This window comes from Leucobacter sp. UCMA 4100, assembly GCF_027853335.1.
In the GTDB taxonomy this organism is placed as follows: Bacteria; Actinomycetota; Actinomycetes; order Actinomycetales; family Microbacteriaceae; genus Leucobacter_A.
Genome location: NZ_JAFEUS010000002.1, coordinates 2,311,243 through 2,325,734, shown reverse-complemented (window position 1 = coordinate 2,325,734; position 14,492 = coordinate 2,311,243). Strand labels below are relative to the sequence as shown.

Here is a 14,492-nt window from a genome sequence, read left to right as displayed (position 1 = left end):
ACCTCACAGCTTCTCGTACTCGTTGGAGGCGCTTTCTACTAGGCATATAACGAGCGTTTCAGCTTTTCGGCTGGCTGGTTCGTTTCTCTACAGGTATTGGCTTTGGGAAAGTCGATTTGGTGATGTGAACGACGATTTGCGGCGATCGGGTAATCAAGTGATCGACCTTTCCGGCTGTTCAGTCACTGCTCGGTGAGCGTTGCCCGATAGTTCTGCCACCGAGAGAGCACCGGTTCGTCGAGAGCGCATGGGTTCAACGCGATTTTCGTGCACTTTCGATGAGCCGGTGCCCCCTCGGCGAAGCAAGAGTGCGGGCGCAACAGTAATAACAGCGAACGCCCCCACCGCATCAGCGGCAGGGGCGTTCGAAAAACGTGAGGCGAAAGCCTTAGCGGCGCAGGCCGAGGCGCTCGATCAGTGCACGGTAGCGCGCGATGTCGACATCGTGCAGGTACGCGAGCATGCGGCGGCGCTGACCAACGATGAGCAGCAGACCGCGGCGCGAGTGGTGATCGTGCTTGTGGGTCTTGAGGTGCTCGGTGAGATCCTTGATGCGCTGCGACATGATCGCAATCTGCACCTCAGGCGAACCGGTATCACCCGGCTTCGTTGCGTACTCTTCGATGATGGCCTTCTTCACGTCAGGTGCGAGTGACATGCGGGTGATCCTTTCTCTCGTTGCGCGGCGCCGATGCCAGGGTGGCATGAGCTCTCTCGATCCGCGGCCGATTGATACGGCAAACAACCTTGCTATCTTAGCATTCCCTCACTGCGAAGCCCAAATACCTCTTCAGGCTCTTTCACGCGCTGCTGAGTCCCGCACAAACTCATCATTTTCATCAAGTACACGCAGCACGTTTTCGTGGGCCAACTGGCTCAAGTCGTTGCTTGACCATCCGCGCCGCTGCAATTTGTCCAGAAGTTCGGGATAACAAGAGACGTCTTCAAGACCACGAGGCATTGAATCAACGCCATCGAAATCGCTTCCCAACCCCACATGCTCGATGCCAAGTACATCGCGGGCGTGACAGATATGATCAACCACGTCATCGATCGTCGCAACTGGTTTCGGGTGCGTAGCTCGCCACCGCTCGAGTGCCTCATGCTTCCACTGATCAAGCCTAGGCGCATAGTCCGCATATTCTTCGGTCACGCTGATCGATTCAGAGAACTCTGCGTAGGCCCGTTCGTAGTCAGCGACCGCTTGATTCACAAACGCAGGCACAAACGAGAGCATCAGCACTCCCCCGTTCTCACGAAGTTGCAGCAGTCGCTGATCGGAGACGTTGCGCGGATGTTTTACGAGCGACTGACAATTCGAATGGGAAAATATCGCTGGAGTCTGTGTCATCTTGAGTGCACGCTCCGCGCTCCTGTCTGAAACATGAGAGAGATCCACAAGCACACCAATACGATTCATCTCACGAATCACGATCTCCCCGTATGCGCTCACACCGGCCACTTCAGCAGCGCCTGTAGCTGACTCTGCCCAACCGCAATCATCGTTATGGGTGAGCGTCATATACCGAACGCCAAGCTTGCGAAAGATTCTCAAGAGCGCGAGGTCCGAGTCAATGCAATGACCTCCTTCGACACCGATCATTCCAGCAATTCGCCCCTGACCCACCGCTTGGCGAACCGCCTCAGCATCGTCAACAAGCACCAGTTCTTCATGGGTTTCTATTAGCGTATGAATCGCATCAATTTGCTGAAGTGTTGCTACAGCGGCTTTACGTCCGCTGAGGTGCGAGGGAACAAAGGCCGACCAAAACTGCAGCCCAACGTTGCCCTGTTGAAGACGAACAAGATCGGTGTGCAACTCAGGACGCGGTGAAGCAATATTGAGGTTGCTGTACCGTTCACGAACGCGCAGCTGCCAAGCCAAATCGTTGTGCCCGTCAACGATGAACGGAGCGGAAGGAGGTGATGCGACACCGGCGGGTTTCGTCACATTCATTACTTGCTCCAATCGCTTGGGCTCAGAACTTCAAGAGGTTGCCACGGCTGGTCGATACCGAAAGCTTGGGGGCCAAAGGTGTTCAGAGCCGCTTCTGAACGCATAATCTCAGGGGTCGAAATCCCGAATACAGTGACTCGTTGTCCATATCGCAAGGCCTCGGTATTAATCGCGGCGGCACTTTCTTGATCCATGACGGTGATGAGATCAGGCACGATAGCAACAGCCTCGCCGTTTCGATAGGCAATCGAGTTCTCGTTTTTGAAGTGGATCGTGAACTCTTCACGCTCATCAAAACTTTGCAGCCGCGCGGTTCCCATAGAAAACCCGCGCTCAAAGCGCCTCTCAACATCGATGATTTTTCCGGTAAAAAGCACTACCCCGTGACCATAAATAGTGTCTTTGAGAAAGGCCTGCAGCTCAATAAAAGGGTTGAGATGCTTTTCGTTCGCTTCCCGAAGAACCTTGCCGATGTTCATGCCGAGTGTCAGCGTGTTATAGACCGCAGTACGTTTCACGTCAGCACCCGACATCGGGTATTCAGCGATATACGCACACCCACCCATCTGAATCGTTACGGCCCTTGCGAAATGCTCCATTCGCTTGTTATCGCTACCCGTGTCAACGATGCAGGAGTACCCGTGTTCGTCTGAGACCGCGAGAGGGGAACCGTTCACTCCGTAGACGCCGAACGTCTCCATATCGAGGTCAGGGAAAGCCCGTCCCATGCCATCACCGTCGATGACCGGTAGATTCGCGGTCGCACCCACCAATAGCGGAATCATGGAGTTTAGGCCGCCACACTCCATTGGAATCGTCGCATCTGCAGTTCGTCCCAAGTGCCGCTCAAGCGCACGAAGAGAATGCACTGCCTCATCGCCCGTGGGGATTTTCTCAACCACAACGGTGGGGGCGCCCATCATCGCTGTTGAGACCACAAAATCGTCAGTTCCCAACTCATCAGGATCGAGTATTTCAATCTTTTTCCCGTCCTTGAGCTGTTCTTCAACGAGTAAACGCCCGATGAGCGGATCGCCGCCACCTCCCGTTCCCAATACAGAAGCGCCTCTCGCGAGGTCCCGAAGCTGGTCAATATCGAGGTAAAAGCCCATGGTCCTTATGCCTTCTTTCCGAGTGGGAGGTCACCGACCGCTTTCACGCGAATACGCGAAGCGTTGCCGGGGAGATATGCGAGGGGTAGTTCATCAACATCGACGATGCTGATCGATGATGGGTCGGCGCCTGAAGCGATCGCTTTATCGATCGCTTCTTCCCTCGCACGCTGCATGATGGTGTCACGTTGGCCCGCAGGGATAGGAACGATACGGTCAATCTCACCGCCAACCTGCGAGATTGCGGCTCCGATTGCATTTGCAACGCCCGCATGTTCAGGGTGAATGACTTCGCTAGCACCAGGAAGTGTATTTGGCACGAGAAAACCGCCTCCGCCAACCGCGATGACAGGGACCGTATCGGCGCTTGTTCGCATCCGATCGACAGCCTCTTCAAGATGGTGTTTGATGTAGCGATCGGCATTCTCGAGAAGGTGAGGGTCGACATTCACTTCTGCCGTTCCAAAAGAGGCACGACCAAGTGCCACCATGATGTCTGAGACTGTGAGGGTATCACCGCCAAAAATTTGAGCTTTCTGTGGCAGCCGATACCCAACGCTCTCTGGCCCAACTGTTCCGTTCGGTTTGACGATACTGCCCCCGCCAATCCCGATCGAGTACACATCTGGCATCCGAAAGTTGGTACGGATGCCGGCAACATCCACTTCAGCAGTCGCTTGTCGCGGGAAACCATTCGACAGCACGCCGATGTCTGAGGTTGTGCCCCCAACATCGACGATAAGGCAGTCTTTAATTCCTGAGAGGTACGCTGCCCCACGCATCGAATTCGTTGGGCCCGACGAGAAGGTTGCGACGGGATAGCGGCGAGCTTGCTCAACGTCCATCAATGTTCCGTCATTCTGACTGAGGTAGAGAGGAGCCTCGATACCGAGCCCTAACAGCGCCGTTGTTAACGAGCCGCAGATGTGGTCTGAGAGTTCACGAAGGGCAGCGTTAATGATGGTCGCATTCTCACGCTCAAGCAGGCCAACTCGTCCGATCTCATGCGACAGGCTCACAGCGATATCTGGATGCTCAGCAGTGATAATCTCCTGCGCTTCGAGCTCAAGCTCTGGCGCCATGGGCGATGAAACCGAAACGAGTGCGAGCGAGGTCGCTCCCGCGTCAAGGGCTTGGGCAACAGCATCGCGAAGTTCAGATGGGTCGAACTTCGAGATAGGTCTGCCATCAAATTCATGCCCGCCTCGAATGATAAAGCCTTGCCCATGGACAGCCTGTTTAATGCGTTCAGGCCAGCCGACAAACGGCGGGAGTCCAGTCGTGGCTGGATAACCGAGTCGAATTGCTGCGGTCGGAGCAAGCCTATCCGCCTCAATGAGCGCGTTAATAAAATGGGTTGTACCGATCATGACCGCTTGGATATCGGCGGCTTCAAAAGGCGATGCTTTGTGCAAGGCTTCTACTGCCTGGATAATCCCTTGGTTCACGTCAGTGAGGGTTGGGCTTTTGATTCCAGCCAAAATGGTGGTGCCGTCAAGCAGCACGGCATCAGTATTTGTGCTGCCAACATCGATTCCAATTCTCATATGGTGTTAAACCTCCTGTGTAGCGAGTTCGCGAGTGCCGCGAACGAGTCCAAGTTTTCCTGCGATCACGTAAAGCAGAATCGAGAGCATGAGTGAGTTCAACGAGGCGATCCCAAAGGGAATAATCGCGCCGAGTACCGCAGAGGCAACCCAAACAATAAGTGTTGCTGGAACCCAACCAGGCTGAGTTTCTGGCAGGTTTGGCGCGGACTCACTCAGTTGCTTTCGCCATGTCTTCACGATGTAATACTCAGCGACCATAATTCCTGCGATAGGCGGAAACGCGACCCCGAGAATGACAAGGAACGAAGTGAAGTAACCGAGAATTCCTGCTGCGGCGAGTAATGAGCCGGCAAGCCCAATGAGCAGTGTCGCTTTTCCTCGGTTCAGGCTCTTCCCGAACACACAATCGACGAAATTGACGACCCCTAGCGAGGCTCCGTAGAGGTTCCAGTCGTTCATCTTTATCGTGCCCGCAACAATAATGATGCTCCCGATGAAGCCGCTCGTGGAGGTGACGATCGAGATAATATCGTTTGTTTTGAGCGCATGCGCAAGCAAGACACCGACGAGTGCAACACCAATTTCGCCAACGGTAACGCTGACAACGGTCTGTTTAACGACGTCACCGGCACTGCGGTTGAAGCGAGTCATATCTGGGGTGATCACCATGCCAACGATGAATCCACCGGCAACAAGCGTCGCTCCCGCAGCAATGGTCAGCTCAGGCCCCGGAGCTGGCTGGGTGATCAGGTCTCCAAACTTATGTTTTTGGAGTTCAACCCAGACTGACCACCCCGCAAGACCAAGAAACGCTGGAATCGTGATGTACGCCGTCCATGCCATCGATTCGAACCCGTAGATCACAATGACGGTCACCCCGAGGCCAATCACCATGGCCCAGACCCAAGGCGGAACTCCTGGAACGAATGAGGCAAGCCCGTCTGCAGCTACACCGCTCTGAATACCAAACCATCCAATGAGGCTGAGTGAGATCACAAGCGAAATGAGCGCAGAACCATACTTACCAAACCCGGTCCAGCGAGCAAGGACTGATGTCGAAAGCCCTTCACGCTGCCCGAGGATGCCGGTCATTACTGCGACGACTTCAAGTATGATCGTGCCGAAAAGAATGGCAAGCATCGCGTCGCCGAATGTCATGCCAAAGCCAAGTGCTGCCCCGAGAAGGAACTGCGAGAGCGCCGAGAGCTGCCCGAAGCGCTGCACCGCCACTTTGACCCAGTGTTGTCGTTTTGCGATAGGAACCCGTTCAAGTGCGAAATCATCCGCACCAACGGTTTTTTGTTCTGACATCTGTGTCTCCCTTGATCACCAGTCAGGGTCACATCATTGTGGCCTCTTCTCAGAAGAGTAATCAGACGCGAAAACGCAAACAATGTACAATGTGCACACAGATAAGGAATAGTGCACATGATTTCTGAAACACCCAGCATCGTCGCTGCGTGGGAGGCAGGCGCGCAGCTTGTCGCTTCAGGTGGCGGTGGTCAAACGTGGGCAAGCCGTCTGCTTGCCGAACAACTCCTTGATCCGTCTTCTACACTCAAACCGATCTCGCCAGATGATCTCGCAGCCGAGGCTACTTGCACTGCTGTGGGGCTCATCGGTTCGGTAGAGGCGTTTCAAGAAAAGCCTTCAGGCGGGTGGCTGCTACGTAAAGCCGTTGAGGCTCTCGACCGATACACGCGTAAAACAACCGAAGCAGTCGCGACCTACGAGGCCGCAGGGGCAAACGCAATGCTTGGCATTGCGTGCGCAACCTCGACCGGTTTACCCCTCCTCGATGCAGATCTCATGGGACGAGCTTTCCATTCGATGGCCCAGACAAGCTTCACGGCGCACGACCGTGACTGCTTACCCGCGGTTGTGGTTGGAAGCACTGGCATGGTCACCCTCTTTGACGGCCTCGATAACGCCGACTTTGAAGCGACGATACGTCCTATCCTGCAACAGTTCGGAGGTTGGGGAGCCTTTGCGGGCTACCAGCACCCAGCATGGGTGTACCGTGATTCAGCCCTCACCGGTGCGTACACGCGCCTCGAGCGCCTCGGTTCTGCCTACCTCTCTGCCCGTCGTTCCTTCGCACGACTGTCAACCGCGCTTACCTCACTCGCCCCGTCACACGGGCTCAGGTACCTCGGGGGCGGCTACGTCACCGAGTGCGATTGGTCAGTTACTCCCCTCCGTACGACGTTCGCTCCCGAGGGGCGTATCGCCATAGCAATCCAAGAAAACTCGACATTCGCACCTCGCGCCGAACGTCTGCGCATTGACGCCAGGCATGAGTTTCTCCTCTGCAGCGCCGATGGAACGGTGCTCGCGCAATCTCCAGACTCCATCTCGGTCTTGCACTCAAGGACCGGTTTACCGCTCCAAACGACCGAGGTCAGGCCTGGTATGCGGGTCGACGTTATCGCAGTTGAGGCTCCAGAAAAGTGGAAAAGCAATGCAGGGCTTACTCTGTCTGGCCCTGCTTACCATGGCCTTCGCCTTCCTGATGACCACGAAAGGGTTTCGTTGTGGGCATAACACTCGAAGAGCTGTGCAACCAACAGTTTGCAGATCGGCACCGAATACTGACAACCGGCGGGCGGCCTTTCAGCACAATTCTGCATGGCGGCTTTTCGTCCAGCGGTGAGCCAACAGTCTCAGCGCCTTCATCGGCTGAGGAAAGTCTCGCGATTTTACCGGCCGAGCACGCGAGAGTGCTTGAGTTCATGATTCCAAAGCTCCTCAGGCTCCAGGCAAACGCAATCCTCATCGTAGGTACCGCCGAAGTCCCCAGTTCTACGCTTGCCCTTGCCGCCACGAACCGAATGTCGATTGGCCTCATCAGCGACGGCTCGTTCGCAGAAATCATCGAACAATCGGTGCGGTACCTCAGCCTGATAGAGGCTACGTTGCTTGACGGTTGGCCCAGCGCAGAAGACAGGGCCGAACCACAACGCCTGGTTGACAGCGCAGCCGATATTTTGCATGCAAATCTCGAAATGACGTTTCCTGATGGCTCTTTCTATACCGCGACTCGAGTTGAGCAACCGATAGCTCACACCTCGTTCACCGATGAAGGTTTTGTACTCACCGCAACGTTCGAACACGACCTAAGCCGTGAGCTCCAAGCCCGTTGCGAAGCGGTGTTCGCTGTGGCAGTACTCGCTGCTATTCCTCTCGGGCAACAAAGATCATTTGAGTCTCTCGAGAGCCAGCGACACAAGTACGAATTGCTCGAAGCATTTGCACGAACCGATTCGTCTGCTGCGCTCGAACTCCTATCGCTTCAAGCGAGTGAACTAGGGTGGAAAGTTTCAGGGTGGCACATCGTCGTGGCTGGCCAACTGAATTCGCTCGAACGAACGCGAAAGCTCTTCGCGACGCTCCGAAGTCTAGAGGTCATCGCATCAGATCTTGTCACTCACGGTGACAGCTTTCTCATTATTCTCACCTATCCATCCACCATAAAACCGCAGCTCGATCTCAGCACCGTGGTCCGTGGCGAGCTCGGAGTTTCCCAACCAATGTATGGCCCGCAGGGCCTTGGGGCCGCTGCCGATGCCGCCCAGCGCCACGCGCTCTTTGCCCGCGAGGCTGGGCTCGCCGTCTCGGTGCAGCAACACAGCATCTCTGATCCTTTACTCTCGCGACTATTCGACCACCCAGAAACGTATGAGCTCTGCAAACGAAGGCTCGCTCCGCTTCTCAGCGAGGGAAAAGAGGAGCTGTTACGGACGCTCTCAGTGCTTCTCGATAACGAGTCAAATGTCGCAGCAAGCGCACGCATTCTGCATATCCATCGAAACACGGTCATGCAACGCATTCAATCCATTGAACGAGCGCTCTCGGTCTCGCTCGAAAAACGCACCGACAAGATGATGCTGCGTTGCGCTATTCTCGGGCTCAGTTTCGACCCGAATCAGTAGGCTGAGCAACCGCAGTAAAGGCACATCAGCCCAGCCGCTCATCGCTTTCGCCACTCCAGTTGTTCGCTAGGCAGACGGCGTAGGCTTGATGACATGACCCTTGATCCCTCACCCGCGCTCCTCACTTCCCTCACCGTCATCGCCGAGGCCGCGGCACGCGAAGCCGCCGCCGAGATCATGCGACTCAAAGCTGAGGGGGTGGGCGTGGCCGACACGAAGAGCTCTAACGTCGATATCGTGACCGAGGCCGATCGCTTAGCCGAGCAGATGATCGTCGACGCGATCCGCCGTGAACGGCCAAACGACGGGGTGTTTGCCGAAGAGGGTCACGCGCACGAGTCGACGACCGGCATCACCTGGGTGATCGACCCGATCGACGGCACAGTCAATTATTTGTACGGGATCGGGGCCTTTTGCGTGAGCATCGCGGCAACGGTTGCAGACGAGTACGCCTATGAAGACGGCCGTCGGGCTGTCGCTGCCGTGGTGTTTAACCCGACGACGGGCGAGATGTTTCGTGCGAGCGAGGGCGGTGGGGCAACGCTCAACGGCCAGGCGATCGGTGTTTCGAAGCCCGAGACGCTCGCGGCCTCGCTCATCGCGACCGGCTTTGGCTACACGTCTGAGCGGCGCACGATGCAGGCCGCGGCGCTCAGCGCCCTCATCGCCCACGTGCGCGACATTCGCCGCATCGGCAGCGCCGCCTACGACCTGTGCCTCGTCGCAAAGGGCAGCCTCGACGGCTACTACGAGATCGGTATTCAGCCTTGGGACTGGGCCGCTGCAGCCCTCGTCGCAACCGAGGCCGGCGCCCTCACCCGCGGCATCACCCCTCAGACTCCAGCGGGCACGACGCTCTTCATCGCGGGCGCGCCCGAAACTGTCGAGCGCCTGCAGGGCAAGCTCGCGGGCCACGTGCCAACCCAGCTCTAGCGGCGGATCGGGCCAAGCCCTCCCCCGCTCACGAACGCCGGGCAGCAAACCGCGCTGCCACATACAGCAGAGGGGCCGCGATCTTTCGACCGCGGCCCCTCGCCATATCGGGTATTCCTCTCGTTAGCTCAGCAGCGACTCGATTGGGCCGCGCGCAAAGAAGACGACGAAGCCGAGCGCGACGATCCACAGCAGCCAGTGAACCTTCTTGGCCTTGCCCGCGAGCACCTGCACGAAGACCCACGAGACGAAGCCCGCACCGATGCCGTTGGCGATCGAGTACGTCATCGGCATGACGGTAATCGTGAGGAAGACCGGCAGGAGCACGGCAAAGTCACTGAAGTCGATGTGCTTGATCTGTGCCATCATGAGCGCACCAACGATCACGAGCGCCGCGGCCGCGACCTCGGTGGGAACGATGCCGGTGAGCGGGGTCAGGAACATCGCGGCGATGAACATGAGGCCCGTGATGATGTTGGCGAAGCCGGTGCGTGCACCCTCGCCGATACCTGCGCCCGATTCAACGAAGACCGTGTTTGACGACGACGAGGTGAAACCACCGGCCACAGCGCCAACACCCTCGACCACGAGGGCCGACTTGAGGCGCGGGAAGTTGCCCTTTTCATCGGCGAGACCAGCCTCGCGTGAGAGGCCTGTGAAGGTGCCCATGGCGTCGAAGAAGTTCGTGAAGAGCAGGGTGAAGACGAGCATGATGACCGTGATCACCCCAACCTTGCCGAAGTCAAAGCTGACGGCGCCGATGAGGCTCAGGTCAGGAACACTGAACGGTGATCCTGAGAGCGAAGGAATCGTGAGCCCCCAGCCGCCGGGGTTCTCCTGTGCCGAGCCGAGGTGCCAGATGGCCTCGACGATCACGGCGAGCACGGTTCCGGTGAGCAGGCCGATGAGCAGGCCGCCCTTGACCTTGCGTGCAACGAGCACGCCCGTAATGAGCAGCGTAATGACGAAGAGCAGGGTCGGAATGGTCGCGACCGAACCACCGATGCCGAGCCCGACGGGAGGCGAGTTCTGGGTGGTTGAGGTGACAAAGCCCGAGTTCACGAAGCCGATGAAGGCGATGAAGAGGCCGATACCAACGGTGATCGCGAGTTTCAGCTCGACGGGCACCGCGTTAAAGATCATGCGACGAAGGCCAGTGACGGCGAGCAGCACAATAAGCGCACCGTTGATCATGACGATGGCCATGGCCTCAGGCCAGGTCACCTGCCCCACGACCGAGAATGCGAGGAAGGCGTTGATGCCGAGACCCGCGGCAAAGCCGAAGGGCAGGCGGCTGACAACGCCGAAGAGAATGGTCATAACGCCAGCGGTCAGAGCGGTGACCGCGCCAACCTGATCAAAGGCAAGTTCGTTACCAGCCACGTCAGGCTTGCCCGAGAGAATAATCGGGTTCAGGACAACGATGTAGGCCATGGTCACGAAGGTGACAAGGCCGCCGCGAACCTCAGAGCCGAAGCTTGATCCGCGTGCAGAAATTTCAAAATACCGGTCGATTCGACCCTTAAGCCCCCCAGGGGTATTACTGTCTGGTGTTGCAACGTTTGGCTGCGTCACGCTCGTCCCTCTCGCATATACTGCCCGGGCGCAAGGTTTTGCGCCACATCACAGGTTACGAGAATAGCACTCACCGGGCCAGATACTAGACACAGAGCCATTCAACGATGAAGCCCGGTCACGCTGAGTAGCGAACCGGGCTTCATCGTGGGGCACTGCCCCGAGACGGATGGTCGATTTATGAGACGCCGAGCAGGTCGATCACGAAGATGAGCGTCTTGCCTGCGAGAGGGTGCATACCGCGTTCGCCGTATGCCTGCGCCGGGGGGACCACGAGCTTGCGGCGGCCACCGATCTTCATGCCGGGAATGCCCACCTGCCAGCCCTGAATGAGGGCGCTCAGGGGAAAGTCGATTGACTCGCCACGGCTCCACGACGAGTCGAACTCTTCGCCCGAGTCGTACTCAACGCCGAGGTAGTGCACCTTGACCTTCGATGAGGCCTTGGCTTCTTCGCCCGTGCCAACAACGAGATCTTCAATCACGATTTCGGTGGGGGCTGGGCCCTCAGGAAATTCGATCTCTGGTTTGGTGAGTGCTGATTCTGTCATACCTCTATTGTGACCCGATTGGTGAGACTCGCCCACCCCTGTTCGCTGATAGGAAAAGCCTGAATCGTTGTAAGGAATCGCACAAGCCACGACCTCACCATTTCGGGTAACCTAGAAGCGATGAAACTTGCACATATTCACACTGGTTCAGACGATTTCTTCGAGCTTGCCGTCGTAGTGGGTGAACGATTCGCCCCGATGTCGGCGTTGGATATGCCTTACAAAGATCTGCAGCAACTCATCGAAGCTGGCCCCGAAGCGCGCACTGAGGTTGAACGCGCCGCAGCAGCGCTCGCTCCTGATGCTTGGTCGCAGGTAACCGAGGCTAAGCTCGCCCCCGCCGTCATGCGCCCACCCATCACTCTCGCGGTCGGCCTCAACTACGATGAGCACGCGAGTGAGCTCAGCCTCGATAACGATGCTGGCCCCGTTCTCTTCACCCTCTTCCCAAACTCGCTCGCCGCACACGATGGCGACGTGGTGATCAACCCCGACATCAGCGTCGAGATTGACTACGAGGCCGAGCTCGGTGTGATCATCGGCAAGCCTGCCCGCGACGTAACCCCCGAAGAGGCCCTCGACTACGTCTTCGGCTACACCGCCATCAATGACATCACCGCCCGCGACATCCAGTTTCGCGAGCCACAGTGGTCGCGTTGCAAGTCGTTTGACGGCTTCACGCCCGTCGGCCCGTTCGTCGTCACGACCGACGAGATTCCAGACCCGCAAACTCTCGCGATTACCTGCGACGTCGACGATCTTCGCGTTCAAGACTCAACCACCGAGTTCATGATTCGCACCGTTGCCCAGCTCATCTCAACGATTTCTGAGGGAGCAACGCTCATGCCCGGAACGCTCATCTCGACGGGTTCGCCAGGCGGTGCGGGCCGTTCACGCAAACCACCGCTCTACTTGAAGCCGGGCATGGACGTCACGGTCACGATCGAAAAGATCGGCGCGCTCACCTCGCATATCGTCGAGTAGCGCCCTTCGCCTAGCCGGCGTTGCCGTGCTAAACGAGGCGGGCGGATCGCGGCAGTACCTGCCCGCGACAAGCTCCAGCCCTAAGCCCCGCCCTCCTCTTTCCCGAGGGGCGGGGCTTTCGTGTTGGTGCAGGTTTACCTCCCGCCCCGACCCGTGACTTGCATCGGGAGCACACGAACTATTGCCTGATTTTTCACTATTTTCACCCGGTTTCAGGGCTTTGAGGCCATAAAATCAGGCAATAGTTATTGGGGTGGGCTTCGGCCTCAGACTCGGTTGAACCGTGCGCACATACAACTGCTCCCCGGGAGCTAGCGACTACGATAGTCGCCAGCTCCCGGGGAGCAGTTCAGCCCTCACGAGGGCGAGCATGTTGCGTCGCGCCTGGGCGTCGCCTACTTCTTGTCGAAGCCAGCAGCACCGGTCAGGTGACCCGGCTCAAGCAGGCGGTCGAGCTGTGCCTCGTCGAGCAGGCCCTTCGCGAGCACGAGGTCGCGAATGTTGCCGTTCGTTGCGAGTGCCTCTTTCGCGAGTTTCGCCGACTCGGTGTAGCCGAGCACAGGAGCGAGAGCCGTGATCACGGTGACCGAGCGGGCCATCATGTCGTCGATGCGGTCTTCGTTCGCGGTGATGCCGTCGACGCAGTTCACGCGGAAGGTACGGCAAGCACGCTCAAGCCAGGTGATCGACTGGAAGAGTGAGTGTGCGATGACGGGCTCGAAAGCGTTGAGCTGCAGCTGGCCCGCTTCGACCGCCATCGTGACGGTGACGTCGGCGCCGGCGACTGAGTATGCGACCTGGGTCACGGCCTCAGGAATAACCGGGTTGACCTTGCCTGGCATGATCGATGAGCCTGCTTGGCGTGCCGGCAGGTTAATCTCACCGAAGCCAGCCTGGGGCCCCGATGAGAGCAGGCGCAGGTCGTTTGAGATCTTCGAGAGCTTCATCGCGGTGCGCTTGAGCGCGCCCGAGAAGGTGATGAAGACGCCGGTGTCAGAGGTCGACTCAATGAGGTCGCCATCGTTCGTGAGCTCAACGCCCGTGATGTCGCGCAGGTGGCGGATCACGGCGTCGCGGTACCCGGGGTCTGCGTTCAGGCCCGTACCGATCGCGGTTGCACCGATGTTGACTTCGTGGAGCAGCTGCACGGCTTCGCTGATGCGCTCAATGTCTTCGCGCAGCGTAACGGCGAAAGCGTTGAACTCCTGGCCGAGGGTCATGGGAATCGCGTCTTGCATCTGCGTGCGACCGACCTTGACGATGTGAGCGAACTCTTTCGACTTCATTTCGAACGAGTCTGAGAGCAGTGAGATCTCTTCGAGCAGGGCGCGAATCGAGAAGTCGAGGGCAATCTTGATTGCGGTGGGGTAGGTGTCGTTGGTCGACTGGCCCTTGTTCGTGTGGTCGTTCGGGTGAATCTGCGAGTAGTCGCCCTTCGCCCAGCCGCCGAGCTCGAGTGCACGGTTCGTGACGACCTCGTTCACGTTCATGTTTGACGAGGTGCCAGCACCACCCTGAATCACGCCAACGACGAACTCATCAATGAGTGCGCCGTTCTTGATCTCTTCGCAGGCCTGGTCAATGAGGTTCGAACGGTGTGCGTCGAGCACGCCGATCTCGAGATTGGCGCGGGCCGCTGCCTGCTTCACGCAGGCGAAGGCGCGAATGAAGGCTGGGTACACCGAAATCGGGCGAAGCGTGATCGGAAAGTTCTCGTGCGCACGAGCGGTGTGCACACCCCAATATGCGTCTGCCGGAATTTCCACGCTACCGAGCGAGTCGGTCTCGGTGCGTGTTTGCATTGCAACGTTTTCGGTCACTTTTAACAGCTCTCCATTTACTTTGACGTGTTGTGACAACCTCTGTCACTGAACACATCAACCATACTCCCCGAACGTG

At 57.8% G+C, this 14,492-nt stretch carries 12 protein-coding genes; 4 read left to right on the top strand and 8 right to left on the bottom strand.

What is annotated here, in order from left to right:
- Positions 1-388: 388 nt before the first annotated feature.
- From rpsO to JSO19_RS10765, 5 genes are all read right to left on the bottom strand, one after another.
- Positions 389-658, bottom strand: coding sequence for a 30S ribosomal protein S15 (gene rpsO / locus JSO19_RS10785; RefSeq protein WP_270911671.1), 270 nt, complete (start codon positions 656-658; stop codon positions 389-391).
- Positions 659-790: 132 nt separating this feature from the next.
- Positions 791-1,957 carry a dipeptidase gene (locus JSO19_RS10780; RefSeq protein ID WP_270911670.1) on the bottom strand — a complete coding sequence of 389 codons (1,167 nt, stop codon included), beginning with the start codon at positions 1,955-1,957 and terminating at the stop codon, positions 791-793.
- On the bottom strand, positions 1,957-3,069 hold the full coding sequence (locus JSO19_RS10775) for a DUF917 domain-containing protein (protein ID WP_270911668.1): 1,113 nt from the start codon (positions 3,067-3,069) through the stop codon (positions 1,957-1,959). Before JSO19_RS10775 ends, JSO19_RS10780 begins: the two co-directional genes overlap by 1 nt.
- 5 nt (positions 3,070-3,074) lie before the next feature.
- On the bottom strand, positions 3,075-4,616 hold the full coding sequence (locus JSO19_RS10770) for a hydantoinase/oxoprolinase family protein (protein ID WP_270911667.1): 1,542 nt from the start codon (positions 4,614-4,616) through the stop codon (positions 3,075-3,077).
- Between the two features lie 6 nt (positions 4,617-4,622).
- Entirely contained in the window at positions 4,623-5,930 is a 1,308-nt protein-coding gene (locus tag JSO19_RS10765; protein ID WP_270911665.1) for a purine-cytosine permease family protein, read from the bottom strand.
- Between the two features lie 117 nt (positions 5,931-6,047).
- Between JSO19_RS10765 and JSO19_RS10760 the strand changes: the two genes are divergently transcribed.
- The 3 genes from JSO19_RS10760 (at position 6,048) to JSO19_RS10750 (ending at position 9,484) form a co-directional block, all read left to right on the top strand.
- Positions 6,048-7,163: a DUF917 domain-containing protein gene (locus tag JSO19_RS10760; RefSeq protein ID WP_270911663.1), complete on the top strand. Its 1,116-nt coding sequence runs from the start codon at positions 6,048-6,050 to the stop codon at positions 7,161-7,163.
- 188 nt (positions 7,164-7,351) lie between these two features.
- The gene (locus tag JSO19_RS10755; RefSeq protein WP_270911662.1) at positions 7,352-8,551 is read left to right on the top strand and encodes a PucR family transcriptional regulator; all 1,200 of its coding nucleotides are present in this window, start codon (positions 7,352-7,354) and stop codon (positions 8,549-8,551) included.
- 93 nt (positions 8,552-8,644) lie between these two features.
- Entirely contained in the window at positions 8,645-9,484 is an 840-nt protein-coding gene (locus tag JSO19_RS10750) for an inositol monophosphatase family protein (RefSeq protein WP_270911660.1), read from the top strand.
- Between the two features lie 123 nt (positions 9,485-9,607).
- Here the strand turns inward: JSO19_RS10750 and JSO19_RS10745 are convergent, their stop codons facing one another.
- Positions 9,608-11,059, bottom strand: a complete 1,452-nt coding sequence (locus tag JSO19_RS10745) for an NCS2 family permease (RefSeq protein ID WP_270911658.1) — start codon at positions 11,057-11,059, stop codon at positions 9,608-9,610.
- A 178-nt stretch (positions 11,060-11,237) separates the two neighbouring features.
- Positions 11,238-11,609 carry an FKBP-type peptidyl-prolyl cis-trans isomerase gene (locus JSO19_RS10740; protein ID WP_270911656.1) on the bottom strand — a complete coding sequence of 124 codons (372 nt, stop codon included), beginning with the start codon at positions 11,607-11,609 and terminating at the stop codon, positions 11,238-11,240.
- 120 nt (positions 11,610-11,729) lie between these two features.
- Between JSO19_RS10740 and JSO19_RS10735 the strand changes: the two genes are divergently transcribed.
- Positions 11,730-12,593, top strand: a complete 864-nt coding sequence (locus JSO19_RS10735) for a fumarylacetoacetate hydrolase family protein (RefSeq protein WP_270911654.1) — start codon at positions 11,730-11,732, stop codon at positions 12,591-12,593.
- A 395-nt stretch (positions 12,594-12,988) separates the two neighbouring features.
- On the opposite strand, the gene JSO19_RS10730 is transcribed toward JSO19_RS10735, so the two are convergent.
- Positions 12,989-14,395: an aspartate ammonia-lyase gene (locus JSO19_RS10730; RefSeq protein WP_270912138.1), complete on the bottom strand. Its 1,407-nt coding sequence runs from the start codon at positions 14,393-14,395 to the stop codon at positions 12,989-12,991.
- Between the last annotated feature and the right edge of the window lie 97 nt (positions 14,396-14,492).